At 67.3% G+C, this 24,021-nt stretch carries 26 protein-coding genes; 8 read left to right on the top strand and 18 right to left on the bottom strand.

Going from position 1 to position 24,021, the window contains the following annotated elements; translation table 11 throughout:
• Positions 1 to 67 precede the first annotated feature (67 nt).
• The 7 genes from U4Z64_RS18105 to U4Z64_RS18075 form a co-directional block, all read right to left on the bottom strand.
• Positions 68 to 1,540, bottom strand: coding sequence for an OprD family porin (locus U4Z64_RS18105; RefSeq protein WP_044845036.1), 1,473 nt, complete (start codon positions 1,538 to 1,540; stop codon positions 68 to 70).
• Between the two features lie 160 nt (positions 1,541 to 1,700).
• Positions 1,701 to 2,732 carry an ABC transporter ATP-binding protein gene (locus U4Z64_RS18100; RefSeq protein WP_044844994.1) on the bottom strand — a complete coding sequence of 344 codons (1,032 nt, stop codon included), beginning with the start codon at positions 2,730 to 2,732 and terminating at the stop codon, positions 1,701 to 1,703.
• A complete protein-coding gene (locus U4Z64_RS18095; protein ID WP_044844993.1) occupies positions 2,729 to 3,721 on the bottom strand; it encodes an ABC transporter ATP-binding protein in 993 nt (330 codons plus the stop codon). The genes U4Z64_RS18100 and U4Z64_RS18095 overlap by 4 nt, the downstream gene beginning before the upstream one ends.
• A gap of 2 nt (positions 3,722 to 3,723) precedes the next feature.
• Positions 3,724 to 4,626, bottom strand: a complete 903-nt coding sequence (locus tag U4Z64_RS18090; protein ID WP_044844992.1) for an ABC transporter permease — start codon at positions 4,624 to 4,626, stop codon at positions 3,724 to 3,726.
• 13 nt (positions 4,627 to 4,639) lie between these two features.
• Positions 4,640 to 5,578, bottom strand: coding sequence for an ABC transporter permease subunit (locus U4Z64_RS18085; protein ID WP_124486048.1), 939 nt, complete (start codon positions 5,576 to 5,578; stop codon positions 4,640 to 4,642).
• 11 nt (positions 5,579 to 5,589) lie between these two features.
• A complete protein-coding gene (locus U4Z64_RS18080) occupies positions 5,590 to 7,203 on the bottom strand; it encodes a peptide ABC transporter substrate-binding protein (RefSeq protein ID WP_321820588.1) in 1,614 nt (537 codons plus the stop codon).
• 177 nt (positions 7,204 to 7,380) lie between these two features.
• On the bottom strand, positions 7,381 to 7,959 hold the full coding sequence (locus tag U4Z64_RS18075; protein ID WP_044844989.1) for a cupin domain-containing protein: 579 nt from the start codon (positions 7,957 to 7,959) through the stop codon (positions 7,381 to 7,383).
• Positions 7,960 to 8,458: 499 nt separating this feature from the next.
• Between U4Z64_RS18075 and U4Z64_RS18070 the strand changes: the two genes are divergently transcribed.
• Together U4Z64_RS18070 and U4Z64_RS18065 are read left to right on the top strand one after the other, a co-directional pair.
• Positions 8,459 to 9,982: a peptide MFS transporter gene (locus tag U4Z64_RS18070; protein ID WP_044844988.1), complete on the top strand. Its 1,524-nt coding sequence runs from the start codon at positions 8,459 to 8,461 to the stop codon at positions 9,980 to 9,982.
• Positions 9,983 to 10,102: 120 nt separating this feature from the next.
• A complete protein-coding gene (locus tag U4Z64_RS18065; protein ID WP_044844987.1) occupies positions 10,103 to 10,309 on the top strand; it encodes a hypothetical protein in 207 nt (68 codons plus the stop codon).
• A gap of 49 nt (positions 10,310 to 10,358) precedes the next feature.
• Here U4Z64_RS18065 and U4Z64_RS18060 read toward each other — a convergent pair whose 3' ends face one another.
• The 3 genes from U4Z64_RS18060 to U4Z64_RS18050 all read right to left on the bottom strand — a co-directional run bounded on the left by U4Z64_RS18060 (position 10,359) and on the right by U4Z64_RS18050 (position 13,097).
• Positions 10,359 to 11,483, bottom strand: a complete 1,125-nt coding sequence (locus U4Z64_RS18060) for an OpgC domain-containing protein (protein WP_321809921.1) — start codon at positions 11,481 to 11,483, stop codon at positions 10,359 to 10,361.
• A 398-nt stretch (positions 11,484 to 11,881) separates the two neighbouring features.
• Entirely contained in the window at positions 11,882 to 12,781 is a 900-nt protein-coding gene (rarD, locus tag U4Z64_RS18055) for an EamA family transporter RarD (protein WP_321809922.1), read from the bottom strand.
• 19 nt (positions 12,782 to 12,800) lie between these two features.
• Positions 12,801 to 13,097: an acylphosphatase gene (locus U4Z64_RS18050; protein WP_124486044.1), complete on the bottom strand. Its 297-nt coding sequence runs from the start codon at positions 13,095 to 13,097 to the stop codon at positions 12,801 to 12,803.
• A gap of 256 nt (positions 13,098 to 13,353) precedes the next feature.
• Here U4Z64_RS18050 and hpnA point away from each other — a divergent pair, with 256 nt between their 5' ends.
• Together hpnA and U4Z64_RS18040 are read left to right on the top strand one after the other, a co-directional pair.
• Positions 13,354 to 14,361 (top strand): hopanoid-associated sugar epimerase, encoded by a 1,008-nt coding sequence (hpnA, locus tag U4Z64_RS18045; RefSeq protein ID WP_044844982.1) that lies wholly within the window; start codon positions 13,354 to 13,356, stop codon positions 14,359 to 14,361.
• Between the two features lie 108 nt (positions 14,362 to 14,469).
• Positions 14,470 to 15,903: a phage tail protein gene (locus tag U4Z64_RS18040; protein WP_321809923.1), complete on the top strand. Its 1,434-nt coding sequence runs from the start codon at positions 14,470 to 14,472 to the stop codon at positions 15,901 to 15,903.
• 124 nt (positions 15,904 to 16,027) lie between these two features.
• Here U4Z64_RS18040 and U4Z64_RS18035 read toward each other — a convergent pair whose 3' ends face one another.
• Positions 16,028 to 17,215 (bottom strand): glycosyltransferase, encoded by a 1,188-nt coding sequence (locus U4Z64_RS18035; protein WP_321809924.1) that lies wholly within the window; start codon positions 17,213 to 17,215, stop codon positions 16,028 to 16,030.
• Positions 17,216 to 17,632: 417 nt separating this feature from the next.
• Here U4Z64_RS18035 and ispH point away from each other — a divergent pair, with 417 nt between their 5' ends.
• Together ispH and hpnH are read left to right on the top strand one after the other, a co-directional pair.
• Positions 17,633 to 18,574: a 4-hydroxy-3-methylbut-2-enyl diphosphate reductase gene (gene ispH / locus U4Z64_RS18030; RefSeq protein ID WP_044844980.1), complete on the top strand. Its 942-nt coding sequence runs from the start codon at positions 17,633 to 17,635 to the stop codon at positions 18,572 to 18,574.
• 12 nt (positions 18,575 to 18,586) lie between these two features.
• A complete protein-coding gene (gene hpnH / locus U4Z64_RS18025) occupies positions 18,587 to 19,747 on the top strand; it encodes an adenosyl-hopene transferase HpnH (protein ID WP_124520106.1) in 1,161 nt (386 codons plus the stop codon).
• 167 nt (positions 19,748 to 19,914) lie between these two features.
• On the opposite strand, the gene U4Z64_RS18020 is transcribed toward hpnH, so the two are convergent.
• From U4Z64_RS18020 to U4Z64_RS18000, 5 genes are all read right to left on the bottom strand, one after another.
• Positions 19,915 to 20,175 carry a hypothetical protein gene (locus tag U4Z64_RS18020; protein ID WP_044844978.1) on the bottom strand — a complete coding sequence of 87 codons (261 nt, stop codon included), beginning with the start codon at positions 20,173 to 20,175 and terminating at the stop codon, positions 19,915 to 19,917.
• 180 nt (positions 20,176 to 20,355) lie between these two features.
• Positions 20,356 to 20,835, bottom strand: a complete 480-nt coding sequence (locus tag U4Z64_RS18015) for a hypothetical protein (RefSeq protein ID WP_124520107.1) — start codon at positions 20,833 to 20,835, stop codon at positions 20,356 to 20,358.
• Positions 20,832 to 21,044, bottom strand: a complete 213-nt coding sequence (locus U4Z64_RS18010; RefSeq protein WP_321809925.1) for a hypothetical protein — start codon at positions 21,042 to 21,044, stop codon at positions 20,832 to 20,834. Before U4Z64_RS18010 ends, U4Z64_RS18015 begins: the two co-directional genes overlap by 4 nt.
• 14 nt (positions 21,045 to 21,058) lie before the next feature.
• A complete protein-coding gene (locus U4Z64_RS18005) occupies positions 21,059 to 21,436 on the bottom strand; it encodes a hypothetical protein (RefSeq protein ID WP_321809926.1) in 378 nt (125 codons plus the stop codon).
• A 176-nt stretch (positions 21,437 to 21,612) separates the two neighbouring features.
• Positions 21,613 to 21,900, bottom strand: a complete 288-nt coding sequence (locus U4Z64_RS18000) for a hypothetical protein (protein ID WP_321809927.1) — start codon at positions 21,898 to 21,900, stop codon at positions 21,613 to 21,615.
• 30 nt (positions 21,901 to 21,930) lie between these two features.
• Between U4Z64_RS18000 and U4Z64_RS17995 the strand changes: the two genes are divergently transcribed.
• Both U4Z64_RS17995 and U4Z64_RS17990 read left to right on the top strand, forming a co-directional pair.
• Positions 21,931 to 22,284, top strand: coding sequence for a DOPA 4,5-dioxygenase family protein (locus U4Z64_RS17995; protein WP_321809928.1), 354 nt, complete (start codon positions 21,931 to 21,933; stop codon positions 22,282 to 22,284).
• Between the two features lie 153 nt (positions 22,285 to 22,437).
• Positions 22,438 to 22,869 carry a nuclear transport factor 2 family protein gene (locus U4Z64_RS17990; protein WP_321809929.1) on the top strand — a complete coding sequence of 144 codons (432 nt, stop codon included), beginning with the start codon at positions 22,438 to 22,440 and terminating at the stop codon, positions 22,867 to 22,869.
• Positions 22,870 to 22,959: 90 nt separating this feature from the next.
• Here U4Z64_RS17990 and trhA read toward each other — a convergent pair whose 3' ends face one another.
• Together trhA and U4Z64_RS17980 are read right to left on the bottom strand one after the other, a co-directional pair.
• Positions 22,960 to 23,580: a PAQR family membrane homeostasis protein TrhA gene (gene trhA / locus U4Z64_RS17985; RefSeq protein WP_044844973.1), complete on the bottom strand. Its 621-nt coding sequence runs from the start codon at positions 23,578 to 23,580 to the stop codon at positions 22,960 to 22,962.
• Between the two features lie 229 nt (positions 23,581 to 23,809).
• Entirely contained in the window at positions 23,810 to 24,016 is a 207-nt protein-coding gene (locus U4Z64_RS17980; RefSeq protein ID WP_011881067.1) for a YbdD/YjiX family protein, read from the bottom strand.
• Positions 24,017 to 24,021: the final 5 nt, after the last annotated feature.

Here is a 24,021-nt window from a genome sequence, read left to right as displayed (position 1 = left end):
TCGAACGGGTCGCAGGCCGGCCGCGCGAGACGAAAACGACTGAAGGGGACGTTGCGTCCCCGTTCGATCAGAACGCGTGCAGCGGCACGTTCACGACCAGGCGGTACTCCTTGTTGGTCGCGTCCGCGGTATGCGTGGAACCGGTGTGCCACATCGCGATGAACGTGACCTTCGTGTCCTTCAGCTTGCCGCTCTGGAACGTGTACGACGGGATGAAGCCGAACTCGTGGTGACGGCCCTGCACCGGCGCGCCGTTGCTCCAGTAGATGCTCGACTTGCTCGGATCGTTCGCAGCCCCTGCGCTGCCGTCCGCGCCCCAGCCCGTCACGCCCCAGACCATCGCCTTGAAGCCTGGCAGGCCCGCTTCCTTGCCGTAGAACGTGTAACGCAGCTGCAGCGACTTTTCGTGCGGCGCGTTGTAGTCGACGTCCATCGAGTTGGTCAGGAAGATGCCGTTCGTTTCGTTCAGGTAGTCGAAGAACTGGTCGCCGAGCACCTGCTGATAACCGAGCAGCAGTTCGTGCGGGCCGTGCTGCGCGGCCACCGACAGGCTGTACGCGTTGTTGTTGATCTTGCCCTGCAGCGCGTCGCCCGTGTCGTGCGTCGAGTAAACGTTACCAAAGCCGGTCCACTTGATCGACTTCGTATCGCCGATGCTGTGCTTCACCGACGCGTAGTACTGGTGCCACACGTCGTCGGCCTGGTTGGCGTACAGCGCGACTTCGCCGTCCGGCGAATAGTCCCACGTGCCGCCGACGTAGGTCAGGCGATTGATGCGCGTGCCGCCGTATTGCGTCGTGAGGTTGGTGAGCGTCGTGTGGCCGCGCGCATCGGTCTTCGTGAAGCTGCCGGCCTCGAGCATCACGTTCTTGAATTCGTTGCTGACGATCGTCGCGCCGAGGAACGTCGGCGGCAGCGCGCGGTTGTCGTGCTGTTCCATGAACGGGTTGTCGACGGCCTGCAGACCGTACTTGACCACCGTGTTCGAGATGCGCGCCTTCACGTCGTAGATGCCCGGATAGGCCCATGCGAGCTGGTTCGAACCGCCGCCGCCCTTCGCGATGTGCACCATGCTGCCCGCGCCGGCACCGCCGTCGAGCTTCAGCGCCGCATACAGCGACGCGTCGAAGCCGATGCCGATCAGGCCGGTCGTGTAGCCCGACTCGAAGTTCGCCATCGCGCCCTGGACCCACGCGTGACGGTGCGGGCCGCCCTTGTTGTCGAGCGTGTCCGCATAGTTGCGGAACAGGAAATTCAGGTGGCTGTCGGCAATGAAGCCGTTCGACTTCGACTGTGCCGAAGGCTCGTCGGGCGGCGTGACGGCCTGGGTCGCCTCGGCGTTGATAATGGCGTTCGGGGTCGTTGCCTGCGCAACCGATGTGCCTGCGCCGGCGGACGGCGCCGCCTGCGCGACCGTCAGCGGTGCGGGGGCCGCGTCGTCGGCGTACGCCACGCCGCTCAGCGATACGCCGGCTAGCGCCGGCAAGCCCCATGCAAGCAGCATCTTCGATGCCGTCCCGATCGTCTTTTGCTTGTTCATCGTCATTCTCGTCTTGTGTTGATGTCGTCCACGCCGGTTGCGATCCGCTTCCAGCCCCCCGGCGAGCCCGGTTAAGGACGCGCCTTTACCCGCGGCGCGAAGATCATTCGCGCCGCACCCTACCCCTGTTGACCTGCCTGGTTATGTTTGCTGCGTCACTTCACGCCGCCACGCCCGCCCGGATGCACGCGACACGCGCCGGCGAGCCCTGCCGCACTTCCGGCAGCGGCACGTCCTGCGCGCACGCGTCGATCGCGACCGGGCAGCGCGTGCGGAACGCGCAGCCGGACGGCGGGTTGAGCGGCGACGGCATCTCGCCCGCCAGCAGCATCGGACGGCGAGCACGCTCGCGCGCCGGCTCCGGCGTCGGCGCCGCATCGAGCAGCGCCTTCGTGTACGGGTGCTGCGGCACGCCGTACACGTCATGCCGCGTGCCGAACTCCATCACGCGGCCGAGATACATCACGAGCACGCGCTGGCTGATGGCCTTCACCACCGCCAGGTCGTGCGCGACGAAAAGATAGGACAACGACAGTTCGCGTTGCAGATCGCGCAGCAGGTTCACGATCTGCGCCTGGATCGACACGTCGAGTGCCGATACGGGCTCGTCGCAGATCACGAGCTTCGGCTCGCCGATCAGCGCGCGCGCGATGCCGACGCGCTGGCACTGTCCGCCGGAAAACTCGTGCGGATAGCGCAGCAGGTGATGCGCGTTCAGGCCGACGCGTTCGAGCATCGTGACCACGCGGCGCCGCACTTCGGCGCGGCCGAGGCCCGCGTGGTGCGTGACGAGCGGCTCCGCGACGATCTGTTCGATCGTCATGCGCGGATCGAGCGACGCGAGCGGATCCTGGAAGATCATCTGCACTTCGCGGCGCATCGCGGTGCCGCGCAGGTGATCAGGCGCGACGGCTTCGCCGCGCCAGCGCACCGTGCCGGCCGTCATCGGCACGAGGCCGATCAGCGCGCGCGCGAGCGTCGACTTCCCGCAGCCCGACTCGCCGACGAGCCCGACCGTCTCGCCGCGCTTCACGTCGAACGACACGCCGTCGACCGCGCGCAGCGTGCCCTTCGGCGACCACGGATAGCCGCCGAGCGGCACGCGGAAATGCACCTTCAGATCGTCGACGGACAGCAGCGTATCGCTCGTCGTGCCCGTCGCGCCGGCATTGCGGCGTTCATCGACGCTCATCGCAGACCTCCCGTCAGATCGGCCAGCGGCCGGTGGCACGCGCGCACCGCGCCCGCCGCGCCATAGGTTTCGAGCGCGGGGCGCGCGGTACCGCAGCGCGCCTCCGCATACGTGCAGCGTTTCGCGAACGCGCAGCCGGCCGGCGCGGTGCCGGGCATCGGCGGATTGCCGGGAATCGCGACGAGCGGCGCGTCGTCGGCGTCGGTCAGGCGCGGCAGCGCGTTGAGCAGGCCGATCGTGTACGGATGCGACGGCGCCGCGAAGATCGAGTCGGCCGGCGCGTATTCGACGGTGCGGCCCGCATACATGACCATCACGTCGTCCGCGAGGCCCGCGACCACGCCCATGTCGTGCGTGATCAGCACGATCGCGGTGCCGCGCTCACGGTTCAGCTCGCGCAGCAGGTCGATGATCTGCGCCTGCACGGTCACGTCGAGCGCGGTGGTCGGCTCGTCGGCGATCAGGATTTCCGGCTCGGACAGGAGCGCCATCGCGATCATCACGCGCTGGCGCATGCCGCCGGAAAACTCGTGCGGATACATGCGGATGCGGCGCGCGGCGTCGGGAATGCGCACCGACTCGAGCGCCTCGATCGCGCGCTTCGTCGCTTCCTTGCGCGACAGCTTGCGATGCAGCTGCAGCGTCTCGGTCATCTGCCGCTCGATCGTCAGGAACGGATTGAGCGACGTCATCGGATCCTGGAAGATCATCGCGATCCGGTCGCCGCGCACCGCGTTCAGCGCACGCGTATCCATCTCGAGCAGGTTGTCGCCGCGATAGCGCGCGGCGCCCGTCGTCGCGCCGTTGCCGGCCAGCAGGCCGAGCAGCGCCATCACGGTCTGGCTCTTGCCCGAGCCCGATTCGCCGACGATGCCGAGCGTCTTGCCGGCTTCGAGCGAGAACGACACGCCGCTCACGGCGTCGATCGGCGGTGCGTCCTTGCGCGAGAAGCGCACGCCGAGGTTTTCTACTTCCAACAGAGCAGCCATCTTCAGCGATCCTTCGGGTCGAGCGCGTCACGCAGGCCGTCGCCAACGAAGTTCACGCAGTAGAGCGTCACGCACAGCATGACGGCCGGTGCCAGCAGCAGCCACGGCATCGATTCCAGTTTCTGCGCGCCGTCCTGGATCAGCACGCCCCAGCTCGTCATCGGTTCCTGCACGCCGAGGCCGAGGAACGACAGCACCGATTCGGTCAGCACGATGTTCGGCACCGACACGGTCGCGTACACGACGACCACGCCGAGCAGGTTCGGCACGACGTGGCGCAGCACGATCGACGCCGGCGACACGCCGATCGCGCGCGCAGCGTCGACGAACTCGCGATTGCGCAGCGACAGCGTCTGGCCGCGCACGACGCGCGCCATGTCGATCCACGAGAACGCGCTGATGGTCAGCACGACCAACATGAACGAGCGGCCGAACAGGGTCATCATCAGGATCGCGATCAGCAGGTACGGGATCGCGTACATCATGTCGACGACGCGCATCATCGCGGAGTCGACCCGGCCGCCCGCGAAGCCGGCGGTCGCGCCCCACGCCACGCCGAACAGGCCGGACACCAGCGTGCCGAGCAGGCCGACCTCGATCGACACGCGGCCGCCGATCAGCGTGCGCACGAGCAGGTCGCGGCCGAGCTCGTCGGTGCCGAACCAGTGCTGGTTCGCGAGCGTCGGCGCGAGGCTGATCGAGCCCCAGTCGCTCGCGGCGGGATCGGCCGCGAGCAGCCACGGACCGACGAAACATGCGAGCGTGATCAGCGCGAGCAGCACGAGGCTGAACACGGCCGCGCGGTTGTGAAGGAAGCGCGCGAACGCGAGCGCGAGCGGCGAGCGCGAACGCGGCGGCGAGTCGGTCTGCACAGGCAGACTGACGACGGGAGTAGTCGGAGTCATCGCAGTGCCTCGCTCAATAACGGATGCGCGGATCGAGCCACGCGTACGCGAGGTCGACCAGCAGGTTGAACAGCACGGCACAGACGGTCGTCAGCACGACAAGGCCGAGCACCAGCGTGTAGTCGCGGTTGATCGCGCCGTTCACGACGAGCTGCCCGAGCCCGGGCAGCGCGAACACCGATTCGGTGACGACGGCCGCCGTGATCGACGTGATGCAGACCGTGCCGAACAGCGACACGACCGGCATCAGCGCGGGCTTGAGCGCGTGGCGCAGCACGATCGTCGAGCCCGGCAGGCCCTTCGCGCGCGCGGTGCGGATGAAGTTGCTCGACAGCGTCTCGATCATCGAGCCGCGCATCACGCGCGCGAGCAGCGATACGTTGATGAAGGTCAGCAGCACGATCGGCAGCAGCCGGTACTGCCAGCCGCCGTCGCCCCAGCCGCCGGCCGGCAGCCAGCCGTTGCCGGCGGAGGTCTTCAGCAGGATCGCGAAGATCCACACCAGCACCGGGCCGAGCACGAACGGCGGCACGACGTTGCCGAAGTTGCCGATCAGCATCACGAAGCGGTCGATCACGCTGTCGCGGCGCACGGCCGCGACGGTGCCGAGCAGCACGCCGAACCCGATCGAGAGCGGGATCGAGATGCCGCCCACGCCGAGACTCACGGGCAGCGCCTTCTTCACGAGATCGTTCACCGACCAGTCGACGTAGCGGAACGACGGGCCGAGATCGCCGTGCAGCAGCGAACCGAGATACAGCAGGTACTGCTTCCACAGCGGCTCGTCGAGGTGGTACTTCGCGTTCAGGTTCGCGAGCGTCGCCGCGGACAGCTGCTTCTCCGTATCGAACGGACCGCCGGGCGTGAAGTGCAGCAGCAGGTAGCAGACGGTGATGACGGCGAGAATCGTCGGCACCGCCCACAACGTGCGTCTCAATGCGTAGGCCAGCATGATCGCTCCGCTCAGTGCTTGATCAGGTACATGTCCTGCGAAGCACGCATGTCGATCACGTTCTTCAGCGAGTAGCCGCCCACGTAGGGCTTCACGAGCCGGTCCGCGGAATACTGGAACAGCGGCACCATCGGCGTGTCGTTCATCGCCGCGTCGTGCGCCTGCGTGAGCAGCGTGGCGCGCGCCTTGTCGTCGAGCTTCTGGTTGCCTTCTTCGACGAGCGTGTCGGCCTGCTTGTTGCAGTAGCCGACGGTATTCTGCGAGCTGCCGCAGCGGATCAGGTCGAAGAAGGTCATCGCGTCGTTGTAGTCGGCGAACCAGCCGTCGCGCGCGATCTGCACCTTGCCGTCATGCCGCTCCTTCATCAGCACCTTGAACTCGACGTTCTCGAGCTTCGTGTCGATGCCGAGCTTCGTGCGCCATTCCGATGCGGTGAACAGCGCGACCTTCTTGTGCAGGTCGTTGGTGTTGTACGTGAGCGTGAACGACAGCGGCTTCGCATCGGAGAAGCCGGCCTGCTTCAGCAGGTCCTTCGCGGTCGCGACGCGCTTGGCCATCGGCCACGACGCCCATTCCGGCGTGAACGGGTGCACGCCCTTCGTGCCGTTCGGCATCAGGCCGTACATCGGCTTCTCGCCGGCCTGCGTGAGCTTCGACGTCAGCACGTCGCGATCGATCACCATCGACAGCGCCTGGCGCACGCGCTTGTCCTTCAGCGCCGCGTCGCTGTTGTTCAGGTAGTAGTAGTAGGTCGCGAGCTGCAGGCCCGGGCGCAGTTCGCCGCCGAACTGCTTGCTGACCTGCTGGAAGATGCCCGACGGGATCGAGTAGCTGTAGTCGATCTGGCCGGCCTGGTACATGCGCATCGCCGTTTCGTCGCTTTCGATCGGCAGGTACGTGACCTTGTTGATCACGACCTTCGGCGCGTTCCAGTACTTCGCGTCCTTCGAGATCACGATGCGGTTGTTCGGCTGCCAGTCGACGAGCTGGTACGCGCCGTTGCTGACGATGTTGCCGGGACGCGTCCATGCGTCGCCGAACTTCGCGACGGTGTCCTTGTTCACCGGCGCGAGCGGCACCATCGCGGTCAGTTCGGGGAAGAACGCGACCGGCACGTCGGTCGTCACTTCCAGCGTGTACGGGTCGACTGCGCGCACGCCGAGCGTCGTCGGCGCGGCCTTGCCGGCGATGATGTCCTTCGAGTTCTTCACGAACTCGACGAGGATCGTGTACTTCGAGCCCGTCTTCGGGTCGACGAGGCGCTGCCACGAGTAGACGAAATCGGCGGCCGTCACGGGCTGGCCGTTGCTCCACTTCGCATCGTGGCGCAGCTTGAAGATCCAGGTCTGCGGCGTCTTGCGCTCCCACGACTGCGCGACACCCTGCACGACCTGGCCGGCCGCGTCGATGCGGGCAAGCCCTTCGAACAGGTCGAGGCCGATCGTGTTGCCGGTCCACGATTCGATGTGCGCCGGGTCGAGCGACTCGACTTCGGCGGGCACCTGGCGCGTCAGGTCCTGTTGAGGAGCGAGCGTGACGTTCGACGGAACGGTAACGGCGTGGGCGACGGGCGTCGTCAGGGCGAGCGCGGCCAGCACGGCCGACATGGCATGCAAGGATTTCATCGTGGCAGTCTTGAGAAAGTTGTTCGGCGAGCGATGCGCGGCGGATGCCGCGGTTACGCGTGAGACGCTGACGGGTACAGCGATTGAGGAGGCCCGTGATTCTCGTATTGCATCTTAGTATTCCTTACGTTTCTTTCGACAGGCATTCCGTCTTGGAAACGAAGGAATACCTGTGCGTTAGAACAGCCGCGGCGTACCGACCCAGACCACCACCGACTCGACCTTCGCGGTGTTGACCCAGCTGTGCGGGACCGTCGACTGATAGTGCGAACTGTCGCCGGCCTGCAGGACGAACGTCTTGCCTTCCAGCGTCAGCGACACTTCCCCTTCAATCACATACAGGAATTCCTCTCCTGCATGGGTCGTCACCTCCGACCGCTTCTGCCCCGGCGGCATCCGCACGAGGATCGCCTCGAGCTGACGCCCTTCGGTCACGTTGGTCAGCCTCGCGAACAGGTTCGCCGAATCGGCGAATCCGAAGAAGCGCAACTGATCGCCTCTGCAGACCGAGCGTTCCTCGCTCGGCGTATCCACGAAGTACTGCACCGTCACGCCGAGCGCCTGTGCGATACCGGCCAGCGACGTCAGTGACGGCGACGCGAGCCCGCGTTCGACTTGAGACAGAAACGGCTTCGAAATCCCCGCGGCGGTAGCGGTGTCGTCGAGCGTGCGCTTGAGTCGTTGGCGCAACGCGCGAATCTTGCTGCCGAGTGCGGCAGCGTCTGCCGCTCGCGAGTTTTCAGTGGGGGGAACCATAGCAGGCCGAAAAGTGGTCGTCAAAAAATGTTTGATGGAAAGTAACTAAGTTAATACGAGATAGCTTAATCTTCGGGTTCGCACACGTCTTCGGTGTTGAGCCCGGTGCACTAAACAGGGCACGAAGCGGGCGAAACGACGCGCTATCTTGCCAGACTCGCCGGCTTCACAGGCAAGCTGCAAGCGGCTCTCCGGGAATTTTCGGAGAACGGGCGCGAAGCTTACAAATAGATGATGAGACAAATTTTCCTGAAAGCTGCTGCCATATCGGGAGTTTCCCTGAGTGGCGCGGACCTGACGCACCGGGCCGGCAAACGTTACCATTCGCGCGCCGGTCGGGGCCTCGCACCGCCTTATCGGGCGGAGTCCGACCCCGGCCCGGGCTAACCCGCCCGACTGCTCCATCGCCGACGCAAAGCCTACCCGGCCACCGTGCTCCGGCGCCAGTTCGACCCCCAAGGCGACGCGCGATCCGCGCCGTCCGTTTCAAACGAGATTGATGATGCACGCACCTGTTTCACAGACCCGTTCGTTTACGACGGTCTTCCTCATCGAAATGTGGGAGCGCTTCGGCTACTACGGTATGGCCGCGCTCCTGGTCCTCTTCATGGTCGACCGGCTCGGTTTCACCGACAGCCATGCGAACCTGACCTGGGGCGCGTTCACCGCGCTCGTCTACGCGTCGCCGTCGATCGGCGGCTGGATCGGCGACAAGGTACTCGGCGCCCGTCGCACGATGATCATCGGCGCGGCCGTGCTGTGCGCCGGCTACCTGATGCTGGCGATCCCGAACGACGCGCTGGCGTACATGTACGCATCGCTCGGCGTGATCGTCGTCGGCAACGGCCTGTTCAAGGCCAACGCGGCGAACCTCGTGCGCCGCATCTACGAAGGCGACGATGCGCGCATCGACAGCGCGTTCACGATCTACTACATGGCGGTCAACATCGGCTCGACCGTGTCGATGCTCGCGACGCCGTGGATCAAGGATCACTGGGGCTGGCACACCGCGTTCGCGGTCTGCTGCGCCGGCATGCTGCTCGCGATCCTGAACTTCATGCTGATGCACCGCACGCTCGCGCACATCGGCTCGCAGCCCGACGACGAACCGATCCGCTGGAAGCGCCTCGGCGGCGTGGCGGCGGGCGGCGTGGCGCTCGCGCTGGTCACGCTGTACGTGCTGCAGCACAAGCAGCTCGCGGTCGCGAGCGTATGGACGGCGGCGTTCGCGATCCTCGCGATCTTCGCGTACATGATCGCGAAGTCGGAGCGTTCGGAACGCGCGGGCCTGATCGCGGCGCTCGTGCTGATCGGCCAGGTGATCCTGTTCTTCATCTTCTACGTGCAGATGTCGACGTCGCTCACGCTGTTCGCGCTGCGCAACGTCGATCCGCGCTTCATCCTGTTCGGCACGACGCTGTTCACGTGGAGCGCCGCGCAGTTCCAGGCGCTGAACCCGATCTGGATCATGATGCTGAGCCCGGTGCTCGTGTGGGTCTACAACGCGTTCTCGAAGAGCGGCCGTGACCTGCCGGTCGCCGCGAAGTATGCGTTCGGCTTCGGCGCGGTAGCCGCCGGCTACCTGGTGTTCACGATCAGCGGCCGCTACGCGGTGGACGGCCGCGTGTCGTCGTGGTTCATGGTGTGGGGCTACGGCCTCTACTCGCTCGGCGAACTGCTGGTGAGCGGCCTCGGCCTCGCGATGATCGCCCGCTACGTGCCGGCGCGCATGAGCGGCTTCATGATGGGCGCGTATTTCGTCGCGACGGGTGTGTCGCAGTATCTGGGCAGCGTCGTCGCGAACTTCGCGCAGATGCCGTCGCACGACCTGCCGGCCACCGAATCGCTGCCGCTGTACCTGTCGCTGTTCGAGAAGCTCGGCTGGCTCGCCGCGATCGGCATGCTGCTCGCCCTGCTGCTGCTGCCGATGATGAACCGCCTGTCGCGCCAGCATCAGCGCTGCGCGGAAGAGCGCCGCGAGGAAGAAGCGGTGCAGGCGCAGGCGATGGCCTCGGCGCAGTAAGTACTATCCCTCGGCGTGCGGCGTGCACGCCACATTCTCCCGCCAGCGCGGCCAGCACGTCCTACACTGGTTGCAACGGCGCATCCGCTCCGTCGTGATGCGCACTGGCGGGAGAAGATCATGAAAAACAAGACGACTCGGCTCTTGAGGATACTGTCGGACATCCGGCACGCGCAGCGCTGCACCACATTGCGCGCCGCCCGGGCCGCGGCCGAAGCCGATGCGGTGCTCGCGCAGCAGGACGATCCGAAGTCCGACGAACGCGACGACGCCGAATCCGACGACGCGACCGTCGTCCCCCGCTCCCGTATCGGCTCACCTCACTGAGCGCACCGCGCGGCACGTTGCGTGCCGCCCGCGCGTTTTCCCGCACCGTTCACGCGGCCGCGCCGCGCCGGCGTGCGAACCACGTTCCCGAACCGGCCACGGCCATCATCAGTCCGACCGCGCATGCGTCGGCCGCGAGGCCCACGCCGATATGTCGCAGCTCGGCGCCGTTCGCGACCGGATGCAGCAGCGAATCGATGACGAGCGAGATCGCCGCGCCCGCGACGAAGCAGATCAGGCCGCGCCGGCCGACCGCGACGACCGGCTGCACGGCCCGCGCAATGCGCGCGATCCAGCCGTAGCGCACGCAGTCGGCCATCAGCCAGGCAATCGCCGCGAAGCTCACGATGCGCGGCAGCGCGAGATCGCGCTTGAGAATACCTTCCGGCAACGGCAGCCCCGAGAACAGCTTGTAGCTCGCACAACCGAGCACGATCGCGCACGCGACGCCGGTCGCCGCAGCGCTCCACCGCCCGAGCGCGACGTACCGGTAGAAAGGCTGGCAGCGCGCGAGCACGCCGGCGACGAACATCAGCTGCCACGCGAACGGGTTGAAGTTCCAGCGGAACGCATCGGTATCCAGCAGCTCGGGGCCGAGCCAGCCCGCCGCGAGCCACGACGTCGCGCCGAACGCGACGAGCAGCCACGGATGGCGGCGCGCGAACGGCACGATCACCGGCGACGCGAGCGCGAACAGCACGTACATCGGCAGCACCGACGCGAGATACGGCTGGCGCTGGAACGTGAGCAGTTCGGCGAGCCCCGTGACCGGCGACGCGAGCATCACGCTGACGTCGTCGAGCGCGAGGTTCGGCGTGTCGATCCCGTAATGGTCGAGCACGGCGGACACGACGAGCATCAGCGTCGACGTCGCGAGAAACGCGCGGTAGATCTGCATCGCGCGGCGCACGAACCGCCGCTGCGCCGCGCGCGCGCCGTGCCGGTCGGCGATCGCGCCGTACGCGCTCGCGGTCGCGAAGCCGCCGAGGAACACGAACACCTCGGCCGCATCGCACAGCGCGAATGCATGGAGCGTCACGCGCGACAGCACGCTCGCGCCGATGTGATCGACGACGATCATCAGCAGCACGATGCCGCGGAAGAAATCGACTTCGATCAGGCGCGCGCCGCGGGTCGGCGGCATCGGGACGGCAGGCGGCATGTTCAACGACATGGCCGCACCTGCACGACGACGGTGCGGCATGCACCGAAGGAGGATTCGGAAGGGAGAAGGCGAACGCGATCGGCGGCGCTACGCGTATGCTCGTATCGCGCCAACCCGGCCGGCCCGGCACGGAAATGACCGTTCATGGAAAAGCCGCATACGAAGAGGAGGCGGTCAGATCAGTCTAGCGGCCGGTCGGGAGATACCCTAAGTAACAAAGTGCAACGGAATCTTCTGTTCGATTACAGGCGTGACATCGGCGATGCAACGCTGGCGAGGCCGCCAGCCAGACGTCAGCCGGATGTCGGCGCGATGCCGGTTCGACGCCGGCATCGCGTGACGCGACGCAAGCAATGCGCGCTGCGCGGCACGTTCGTTGCCGCCGTCGCGCGGCCGGGCGGCGATGCTCAGCCGCGCGCGGGCAAGCGCCGCATCAGCATCGCGCTGTGCCACGCGGTCAATGCAACGGCGGCCCAGATCGGCCCGTACGTCGCGAGCTGCGTGACGCTCAGCGTCTCGCCGAGCAGCAGCAGCGACACCGCGACGAGCAGCACCGGTTCGACGTAGCCGAGGATCCCGAACAGCGCCATCGGCAGCATCCGGCTCGCCTTCAGGTAGCTCGCGAGCGCGAGCGTGCTGAGCACGCCGAGCCCCGGCAGCAGCACGGCCCACAGCAGCGGATGGCTGGCGACCGGCGTCGCGCTCGCCGACACCATCGCGAACGCGACCGGACACAGCAGCACGATCTCGAGCGCGAACGCGGCCAGCGAATCGGCGTTGATCCGGCGGCGCAGCACGAAATACGGCGGATAGCCGAGCGCGACGACGAGCGTCGGCCACGCGAACGCGCGCGTCGCCCATACCTCGTGCGCGACGCCGAGCGCCGCGCATGCGACCGCCGCCCATTGCAGCGGATCGAGCCGTTCGTGATAGTAGAAGCGGCCGACGAGCACCATCGTCAGCGGCAGCAGGAAATAGCCGAGCGACACTTCGAGCATGCGTCCGTGCAGCGGCGCCCACAGGAACAGCCACAGCTGCAGGCCGAGCAGCGCCGCGCTCGCGGGCAGCGCGACCAGCAGGCGCCTGTCGCGCACGCCGCGCCGCACGAGTTCGACGAGCGCCGGCCAGCGGCCGCGCAGCGCGATCAGTGCGAGCGCGCCCGGCGCGGTCCACAGGATGCGCCACGCGAAGATGTCGAGCCCCGTGAGCGGCGCGAGCAGTTTCGCGTAGGCGGACATCAGCGCGAACAGCGTCGACGCCATCACCGACAGCGCGATGCCGCGCCCGGCCTCCGGATACCCCGTCATGTTGTTTTAGCCTTGCGCGTTACTGCTGCTGGAAGCGCTCGAAGCGCTTTTCGACGTGGCGCTCCTCGAACGTCACCTCGGTCACGCGCGCGGACGGCGGCCCGTGGCGCAGCCACGCGAGCATCCGGTCGATCTGTGCGCCCGGGCCCTGGATCATCGCCTCGACGCTGCCGTCCTCGAGATTCGCGACCCAGCCGCGCAGCTTCAGCGCATGCGCCTCGCGCACCGTCGCGTGACGGAAACCGACGCCCTGCACGACGCCGCGCACCCGCACGTAGTAGGTCTCGATCCGTTCGTCCAGTTCATTGCGGCTCATCGCGTCGCCCTCCCGTCGTGCAATCCATTCAAGCCCGGCATTGTAGTCGCGTCGGCCGCTTCGCACACGGGCCCGGCGGGCCGGCTCGGCGCCGTCGCCAGTGCAGCCGCCCGCGCGAGCACGCAACTGCGGGTTTGCTGCCCGGCGATGCGTGCGTGCCGGAGGACGGCGCTCGCGTCGCCGGGCGCGCCGACCACGTACAATCTCGCCGACGCACAACCGCCGCGCCGCCCGCGCGCGGCCCTGAAGGAAACGCATGACTGATACCTCCCGCGATCTCGTTCTCGTCACCGGCGCGTCCGGTTTCGTCGGCTCGGCCGTCGCACGCATCGCGCAGCAGAAAGGCTATGCGGTGCGCGTGCTGGTGCGCCCGACCAGCCCGCGCACGAACGTCGCGGATCTCGACGCCGAGATCGTCACCGGCGACATGCGCGACGAGACGTCGATGCGCGCCGCGCTGCGCGGCGTGCGCTACCTGCTGCACGTGGCGGCCGACTACCGGCTGTGGGCGCCGGACCCGCACGAGATCGAGCGCGCGAACCTCGAAGGCGCGGTCGCGACGATGCGCGCGGCGCGAGCCGAAGGCGTCGAACGGATCGTCTACACGAGCAGCGTCGCGACGCTGAAGGTCACGAGCGCCGGCGATCCGTCCGACGAGAACCGGCCGCTGACCGCCGAGCAGGCGATCGGCGTGTACAAGCGCAGCAAGGTGCTGGCCGAGCGCGCGGTCGAGCGGATGATCGCCGACGAAGGGCTGCCGGCCGTGATCGTCAACCCGTCGACGCCGATCGGCCCGCGCGACGTGAAGCCGACGCCGACCGGCCGCATCATCGTCGAGGCCGCGCTCGGCAAGATTCCCGCGTTCGTCGATACCGGGCTGAACCTGGTGCACGTCGACGACGTCGCGCACGGCCACTTCCTCGCGCTCGAGCGCGGCCGGATCGGCGAGCGCTACATCCTCGGCGGCGAGAACCTGCCGCTGCAGCAGATGCTGGCCGACATCGCGCAGATGACGGGCCGCAAGGCGCCGACGATCGCGCTGCCGCGCTGGCCGCTCTACCCGCTCGCCGTCGGTGCGGAAGCCGTCGCGAAGTTCACGAAGAAGGAGCCGTTCGTGACCGTCGACGGGCTGCGGATGTCGAAGAACAAGATGTATTTCACGTCCGCGAAGGCCGAGCGCGAGCTCGGCTACCGTGCGCGTCCGTACCGCGAAGGACTGCGTGACGCGCTCGACTGGTTCGGCTCGGCGGGCTACCTGAAGTAACACAAAGCGGCGTATTTCACGCCGCTTTGCGCACTTTGTTACACGTCGCTGACGGACCGGCACCGGCGCAGCGGTTAAAATCGCGGGTCTTACGCAGAGAAGACACGCATGAACCTGAACGAACAGATCGATTCGCTCAACGCGGGCGTCGATCAGCTCCTCCACGATCACCACGCCGCGCAGCAGGCGGCACGCAGCGCGGAAGCGTTCGCGCGCGCCGCCGCGGCGGAAGCCCAGGCCGCCGCCGCACGTCACGCCGCCGCGGAAGCCGAAGCACAGGCCGCCGCGCAGCGCCACACGGCCGCAGCCGCCGACGCCGATGCCGCGCAGCAGCGCCACGCCGACGCCACCGCCGCGGCCGAAGCCGCCGCCCAACGCCACACCGAAGCCGCCGCGCAGGCCGAGGCCGCCGTCCAGCGGCACGCCGAAGCGACCGCGCTGACCGAGGCGCTCGCGCAGCGCCACGCGGATGCCGAAGCCGCGTCGCAGCGTCATGCGGCCGCGATCGCCGAAGCCGAGGCCGCCGCGCAGCGTCATCACGCCGCCGCGACCGAAGCGGACGCGGCCGCGCAGCGTCATGCAGCGGCCGCCGCGGAAGCCGAAGCCGCCGCGAAGCGCCATGCGGAGGCGACCGCCGCAGCCGAGGCCGCGACGCAGCGCCACGCGGCCGCGATCGCCGAGGCCGAGGCACTCGCGCAGCGTCACACGCAGGCGATCGCCGAAGCGGAAGCGGCTGCGCAGCGCCACGTCGAGGCAACCGCCGAAGCCGAAGCGATCACGCAGCGTCACGCCGAAGCGATCGCGCAAGCCGACGCGGCCGCGCAACGCCATGCGGAGGCGACCGCGGAGGCCGAGGCCGTCGCGCAGCGCCATACCGAAGCGATCGCGCAGGCCGAAGCGGCCGCCGAGCGTCACGCGAAGGCGATCGCCGACGCGGAAGCGCTGGTCGAAGCCGTCGTGAAGGACGCCGCGACGAACGCGGCAGCTTTGGCCACCGAGCCGGCCGTCGCTGCTGACGTGATCGAACCGGCCGTCGGGTCCGCCGTTGAGCCGATGACGAACGCCACCGCGCCGGCTGCCGCCGATGAAGTCGCCGCTGCGGCGGCCGACGCGATCACCGACGTCGTCGCGATCACCGACGTCGTCGCGACCACCGCCGCCGACACCGCGATCGAAGTCGCGCCCGCGGCCGAAGCAGCCGCCGACGCCCCCGCGGACAAGGCGACGCTGCACGTCGCGCGCCCGTCGCAGAACGAACTGACGCTGACCGTCAACGGCCAGTCGATCACGTTGCACCCGGAACAGCTGGGCCAGCTGATCGAGGAACTCGCGCATGCGCGCGCGTCGATGCAGCCGGAACCGCCGCCGGGCATCCCGGCCGGCTGGCGCTTCGTGACGACGAAGAACCCGATGATGGCCGTGCAGAAGCAGTCGAACGGCGATCGTCTGCTGGTCGCGCGCCACACCGGCTACGGCTGGGTGCCGTTCACGTTCTCGCCGGACGTCGTGATCCAGATGTACATGATGCTGACACAGCGGTAAGCACGCGCGCAGCGGCGACCGGACGTCGGCCGGAAAGCAAACAGCCCGAATCGGCTCACGTCGATTCGGGCTGTCTGTTTTCAGCAAGCCGGTGGTCCTGACGGCCGGCATCCGCCGGCCCGCTTCAGCGCTCCACCGGCGCCTGCACGCGCGCCTTCCACTGACCACCCTTGCCACGCCAGTAGCGCCACGCGGACGCGAACGTCGCGCCGACGTAGAACAGCGCCACGAGCGGCAGCGCGGGCGCCCACAGCGGCGAGCGCCGGTAATAGCGCAGCATCGGCGCATACGCGGTGCACATCGACGCCCATGCCAGCCACGCCGGCCAGGCGCGCGCGCCGTATGCGAGCGCGGCGACAGGCGGCACGAGATAGATGATCGTCATCCCGAGCAGCGTGCCGGCGAGCAGCAACGGCGAATAATGGAGCTGCGTGAACGCGGTGCGCGCGATCATGTTCCAGATGTCGCGCCAGCTGTCGTACGGACGCAGCGACACGCTGCGCTCGGCCAGGTCGAGCCGGATCGGATGCCGGCCGCTGCCGCGATGCTTGATCTGCGCGGCGAGGCTGCAGTCGTCGATCAGCGCGCCGCGGATCGATTCGATGCCGCCGGCCTCTTCCAGCGCGCTGCGCTTGACCAGCATGCAGCCGCCCGCGGCGCCGGCCGTCCGGTTGCGCGGATTGTTGATCCACGAGAACGGATAGAGCTTCGCGAAGAAGAACACGAACGCCGGGATCAGCGCCTTTTCCCAGAACGAATCGCAGCGCAGCCGCACCATCAGCGACACGAGATCGCGCTGTTCGGCCTGCGCGCGCGTGACGAGCTGCGCCACCGCGTCGGGCGGATGGCCGATGTCGGCATCCGTCAGCAGCAGGTAGTCGGCCGGCAGCCCCAACGTGCGCACCGCGGCGATGCCCTGCGACTGCGCCCACACCTTGCCCGACCAGCCGGCCGGCAGCGGCTTCGCGGCGAGCACGGTCAGGCGGTCGGCGCGGTTGATCGCGAGCGCGGCCGCGCGGGCCGCGGCGGCGGTGCCGTCGTCGCTGTGGTCGTCGACAATGATCAGATGAAAGTCGCCCGGATAATCCTGCTCGAGCAGCGACGTCGCCGCTTGCGCGATCACGTCGACCTCGTTGCGCGCCGGCACGACCGCGACGACCGCCGGCCAGGCGGCCTCGGCCGCGGCGCCGCGCGCTTCCGGCGGCAGGGCCCGCGCGGGTCGCGCGCGCCAGAAGCCGCCGCGCGCGACCAGCAGCACGATCCAGATCAGCAGCGACAGGCCGGACAGCAGAAAGGTAATCGCCAGCATCATCGGCACGCCTCCTGCCGGACGCCGGTGCGGGCGGCCCCGGATCGTTCGATCTCAATCAGGGTCGGAGTGAAAACACCCTTGACCGCATCGGCGGCAGGGCAATACGCGTAAGAATCGACGGTCATCGAATGGCCTTGAAATGAGCGCGACGCCGGGCAGCCGGACGGGCTGCCCGCGAAACCGCGCAGTTTACCGGGTTCCGCGCGCGCGAGCGCCGACGCGGCGCTGCGGCGGATGCAACACGGCCGATACAGCACCAGAGCAAGGACGGCCCGATAGGGTTAAAATGCGCGATTAATTCGGGGTTCCGGGGCCTGGCCTGGCCGGTTCGTTTCCTGCCTTCATAACATCAAGCCGGGGCGAGCGAGCGGTGCCAGCTCTTCGAACCCGGCGTCTGTCGTCGGAGTTCGCTCACTTATGCGAGTCATCCTTGCCCAGCCCCGCGGCTTTTGTGCGGGGGTTGTCCGCGCGATCGAGATCGTCGATCGCGCGCTGCAACAGCACGGCGCGCCGGTCTATGTGCGTCATGAGATCGTGCATAACCGGCACGTCGTCGAAAACCTGCGTAATAAAGGGGCTCGATTCGTCGAGGAGCTCGACGAGGTGCCGCACGGCGCCGTGGCGATCTTCAGCGCGCACGGGGTCGCCCAGACGGTCGAACGCGACGCGGAAACGCGCGGGCTCGACGTGCTGGACGCCACCTGCCCGCTCGTCACGAAAGTGCACGTGCAGGGCCGCCAGTACGTCGCGGCGGGCCGCCGGCTGATCCTGATCGGCCATGCGGGCCATCCGGAAGTCGAGGGCACGATCGGCCAGATCCCGGCCGAGGTGATCCTCGTGCAGAGCGAGGCCGAAGTCGATACGCTGACGCTGCCGGTCGACACGCCGGTCGCGTACGTCACGCAGACGACGCTGTCGGTCGACGACACGCGCGGCATCATCGAAGCGCTGCAGCGCCGGTTTACCGACATCGTCGGCCCGGACACGCGCGACATCTGCTACGCGACGCAAAACCGCCAGGCCGCCGTGCGCGAGCTGAGCGGCCAGGTCGACGTGCTGCTGGTCGTCGGTGCGACGAACAGCTCGAACTCGAACCGCCTGCGCGAGATCGGCACCGAAAGCGGTGTACCGAGCTATCTCGTCGCCGACGGCTCGGAAGTGAAGGCCGAATGGTTCGCGGGCGTGCAGACGGTCGGCCTGACCGCCGGCGCGTCGGCACCCGAGGAAATGGTCGAGGATGTAATTGGCGCGCTGCGCGCGCTGGGGCCCGTCGATGTCACGACGATGGCGGGCCGTGAGGAAAAAGTCGAATTCAAGTTGCCGGCGAAGCTTACGCAAGCTGTCGCCCGCGAAGTTTAAGGAGGACATCTCTTGTCTATTCCGCTGCTCCAGCAAGTCCGCGTCGGCGCATACATCATGCGCCAACACCTGTCCGGCAACAAACGCTATCCGCTCGCGCTGATGCTCGAGCCGCTGTTCCGCTGCAACCTCGCCTGTAACGGCTGCGGCAAGATCGATTATCCGGACCCGATCCTGAACCAGCGCCTGTCCGTCGAGGAATGCCTGGAAGCCGTCGACGAGTGCGGCGCGCCCATCGTGTCGATCGCCGGCGGCGAGCCGCTGCTCCACAAGGAGATGCCGGAGATCGTCAAGGGCATCATGAAGCGCAAGAAGTTCGTGTACCTGTGCACGAACGCGCTCCTGATGGAAAAGAAGATGGACGACTACGAGCCGAATCCGTACTTCGTCTGGTCGGTCCACCTCGACGGCGACAAGGAAATGCACGACCATTCCGTGTCGCAGGAAGGCGTGTACGACAAGGCGGTCGCGGCCATCAAGGAAGCGAAGCGCCGCGGCTTCCGCGTGAACATCAACTGCACGCTGTTCAACGATGCGATCCCCGAGCGCGTCGCGAAGTTCTTCGATACGCTGGGGCCGATCGGCGTCGACGGCATCACCGTGTCGCCGGGCTATGCGTACGAGCGCGCGCCGGATCAGCAGCACTTCCTGAACCGCGACAAGACGAAGAACCTGTTCCGCGAAATCCTCAAGCGCGGCGAAGGCGGCAAGCGCTGGTCGTTCAGCCAGTCGTCGCTGTTCCTCGACTTCCTGGCCGGCAACCAGACGTACAAGTGCACGCCGTGGGGCAACCCGGCGCGTACCGTGTTCGGCTGGCAGAAGCCGTGCTATCTGGTCGGCGAAGGTTACGTGAAGACCTTCAAGGAACTGATGGAAGACACGAACTGGGACAACTACGGCGTCGGCAACTACGAGAAGTGCGCGGACTGCATGGTCCACTGCGGCTTCGAAGCCACCGCCGTGATGGACACGATCGCGCATCCGCTGAAGGCGTTCGCCGTGAGCCGGAAGGGCATCAAGACCGAAGGCGCGTTCGCGCCGGACATCTCGATCGCGAAGCAGCGTCCGGCCGAGTACGTGTTCTCGCGCCACGTCGAGATCAAGCTCGAGGAAATCCAGCGCGCCGGCAAGGGCAAGCTGCAGAAGCCGGCCAAGCCGGCAACGGCGGCTTAAGCGCGTGTCGCCATGCGGAGGTTCGCGCCTCCGCATCGGCCGGCATCGAAGAAGCGCCACGGAGTTCGCTCCGTGGCGCTTTTGTTTTGTCGGGCTTGGATTGTGTCGGCCTTCATGCGGGGAGCGGCGCGCATCCGCGCACGCATGAGCGGGCGAACGCCGCTCGCCTAGTGTCTCGACTCCGCGGCCGCGATCAATTGCCAGGCGGTCGGGCCGGGGTCGAGCAGCGGGTCGGACGGCGGATCGAGATCGTGCCGATGCTCGTCTTCGGACGGCAGCGTCTGCCGCTTCGCAATGCCGATCTCGTCGCCGCATACGGTGCATCGATAGATACCCGCGATCGTCACTTCGCTGCCCGGCGGCAGGTTCTCGCTGAAGGCGCGGCCGCTTCCGCACGTGAAGTAGCCGCCGATCCTGTATAGCGCCATCGCTCCTCCTGATCGAAACGGATGCGTTCACGCCGACACGCACGATCATCGCCTACGCGAGGATGGCTCGTCATCGACCGAACCCGTCCGGTTCCTGTCATGACATTAGACGGCGAGCGTCGGCGCCGGGGAATGGGACAGGTATGAAACATCGCGCGGCACCCGTCGCGTCGACGACGCTCAATGCAGAACGGCCGGTTCCCGCATCTTCGCCGCGGCTTGCGCGACGAGGGCCGGCTGGTCGGCCGACGCGAACGCACTGACGTGACGCCACAGCTCGGCGAGCCGGTGCCGCGTGAGCGTCGCGACGCATGCGTCGTTCGCGGCGAGGATGCGCTCGAGCACCGCGCATTCGTCGTCGTGCAGCGTCCATGCGCCGCTTTCCGCCGCGCGCGCGACGCTCGCATCGAGCATGCGCTCCGCATCGACGCACAGGTCGATGCTCGCGTCCGCCGATACCGCGTCGTCGAGCGCGAGGAACACCAGGTAGACGCTCGTGCGCAACCGCATCAGCAACGTTTCGCTGCCGTGCTCGCCGCGCAGCGCGACGAGCGCCATGTGGCATTTCAGCGAGATGTCGCGCACATGTGCGGGCGGCAACGGCAGCAGCCATTCGCGCGTCAGCGGCGGATGGCGGCGGCTTTTCCGGACGGCCTTCATGATCCGCTCTCGCTGGCGCCAACGTCGTCCGCGTCGAAGCGCGGCCACCCGGTGCGGCACGCGACGGCGCCGGGGCGCGCGGCGCGATGGCCGTTCGCGCGGCGCCGCGCGGCGTACGGATCGTCACGCCGCCGCGTCGCGCATGCGTGCGGCGGCCGGCGGATCGTCGACGTGCGCCACGCGTCGGCGAGTCGGTTCGCGCATGCCATGCTCGTCTCCCGCATCAGAACGTGTTCTCGCCTTTCAGGTAGTATGCGGTCTTCACGAAGAACGCCTTTACCGGATGGCCGCTCTGCGCGGCGCTGGCCGCCCGCGCTTCCATCGCGGCCTTCTCGTCGCGCGAGCGGTCGGGCACCGGGTTCCGTACGCGTTCGAGCGCACGCTGCATCGCGAGCGGATAGTTCTGGTTGCCGGCCGTCGTCGCGCGATAGCCGGCGCGCGTCATCTGCATCAGTTGCACGTCGGTTTCGGCACGCGCCGCGGACCAGGTCAACGGCGCGACGTTCGACTGCCATTCGGTATCGACGGACTGCGCGAAGCTCGCGGCGGGCAGCGCGGCAAGCGCGCCGGACAGCACTGCAAGGGAAACAACGGTTCGCATCATGGCCTCCAGATGGTTGCGTCCGCATCGATCTTCGACGTCGATGCGGTGAAACCATCGTATGTCGCGCGGCCGCACGCTTGAATAGCCGATTCCGCAATTGATATTTTCGGCACCGACGGCCGGCGCGTGACGCGCGCGATTCGCCAATACCGCCCGAGCGGAATTTCTTTATTTCATTCAACGACCTGATCGCGTTTTTGCAGACGATTCGATGCAGCGCGCGAATCGCTTTTGCCATTTTCGAAATGACGTATTGCCGAAGCGATTTCGCTCGGCACCCGCGCCGGCCAGGCTTTCGGCGCGATGCCGCGCATGCCGGCCCGCGCGGGAAATACCTCAACGAACCCGCCGGTTTGTTTGACGCGCAACCATTCTTCACGCCGATTTATCGCTTCGCGACAAGACGTGTCCGACAAGGACGCGCGATAATTGCGCATCGCGCCGCAAGTGACGGCGCTCATGCCTTCCCTATTCCTCTCACGAGTCCCGTCATGGCTGATATCGATTCCACCGCGATCAACAGTTGGCACGCACACGTCTACTTCGACGCCGCCAGCCGCGACGCGGCCTGGGCGTTTCGCCTCGTCGTCGAAGAGCGGTTCGGCGCGATCATCGAGCTCGGCCGCTTTCACGAACGCCTCGTCGGCCCGCATCCGGCCTGGTCGTACCAGATCGCGTTCGACGCCACGCGGTTCGAGACCATCGTGCCGTGGCTCGTGCTGAATCACGGCGCGCTCGACATCTTCCTGCATCCGAATACCAACGACGAACTACGCGATCATCGCGACAGCGCGGTGTGGATCGGCAAGTCGCATGAACTGAATCTCGGCGCGCTGGGGGGCTGACGCGAACGGCGGAACGCGGTTGCGGTTGCGGTTGCGGTTGCGGCTGCGGTTGCGCTCGGCGCACGCAACATCCACGTTTCGGCCTGCGGTGAAACGTCCGACAGCGTTGCATCAATACAGTGGTGCCGTTATCCACGCTTGCCGGAACCCGCCATGACCCACGCCGACACCGATGCGCACCGCATCCATCGAGACTGGCACGCCGCCGTCGTCGCACGCGACCTCGATGCGCTGATGTCGCTGTACGCGGACGACGCGATCCTCGAAACGCCGCTGATCGTCGCCACGCTGCCCGATCACGACTCGGGCGTGCTGCACGGCAAGCCCGCGATCGGCGCGTTCTTCGCGGCAGGGCTGCGCAATCCGGGCAACCGGCTCGGACGCTGGTACCGCACGGGCCTGTTCTTTTCGAACGGCAAGCAACTCACGTGGGAATATCCGCGCGAAACGCCGGACGGCGATCAGGTCGATCTCGTCGAGGTGATGGATCTGCGCGACGGGCTGATCGCGCATCATCGCGTCTACTGGGGGTGGGTCGGGTTCAACGCGCTGCGCGACGTCGCGCCAGCGGCCGGTCGCACCTGATGCCGACGACCACGAAGAACGCGCGGCGCGCCTGCTCCGGCTGACTCGGGCGCCGCATGCGGCCGCGCCTTCGGCTCCGTCCTGCGTCGCTCACGCGACATACATCGCGACACTGACGAACTGGCACAGGCTGCCGGCCAGCACGAAAAGGTGCCAGATACCGTGCCCGTGGCGGATGCGTTCGTCGTTGATGAAGAAGTAGATCCCGGCGCTGTAGATGACGCCGCCGGCCACGAGCCATGCGGTACCCACCGGCGGCAACGCATGGATCAGCGGGCGGATCGCGACGAGCGCGAGCCAGCCCATCAGCACGTACAGGATCATCGACACGATGCGCGTGCGCCGTCCGAGCGTGAGCTCCTGCACGATCCCGAACGCGGCGAGCCCCCAGCTCACGCCGAACAGCGACCAGCCCCACGGGCCGCGCAGCGTGACAAGCGTGAACGGCGTGTAGCTGCCCGCGATCAACAGATAGATCGCCGAATGGTCACACTTCTGCAGGATCGCCTTGAGCCGCGGGTTGCGCACGCTGTGATACGCGGTCGAGATCCCGTACAGCAGGATCAGCATCGCGCCGTACACGCTGAAGCTCACGATCTTGTAAGGATCGCGGTCGAGCGCGCCCATCGTCACCAGCGCGACCAGCCCTGCCACCGACAATACCGCGCCGACGAGATGGGAAATGCTGTTGAAACGCTCACCGACATGCACGACGGGTTCTCCTGCGCGGATTCATCGGAAAAAAGTAGAGCCCTATGATACCGGCGGCCGGATCAAGCCGCGCTGAAGCCGGCCAACCGCCGCAACCACGACAGGCAGCAAACATGCCCGCCCCGGCCCGCCAAATAAAAAAGCGCCGCGAATGCCTTCGCGGCGCTTCCTGGTCCGTCACCGGACTGCACTTGGTGGTGCCCTTACCGGCCGGCTTCGCCGGCCCGCTTCAGCAACACTTCCCTGCCCCCGACCCGTACCGTGCATTCTGACGCTCGCGGAAGAATTCCTCATACGTCATCGGCTCGCGGTCCGGATGGGTGTCGCGCATGTGCGCGACGTAGGTGTCGTAGTCGGGCAGGCCGACCATCAGCCGCAACGCCTGCCCGAGGTAACGCCCCGCGCTGCGCAGGTCGCTGCCGAGATCGGTGAACATCGCGG

The sequence above is a fragment of the Burkholderia sp. BCC1996 genome, assembly GCF_905339955.1.
Classification (GTDB): Bacteria; Pseudomonadota; Gammaproteobacteria; order Burkholderiales; family Burkholderiaceae; genus Burkholderia.
The sequence above is the reverse complement of the archived record's forward strand: the minus strand, read 5'-3'. Positions and strand labels throughout refer to the sequence as shown.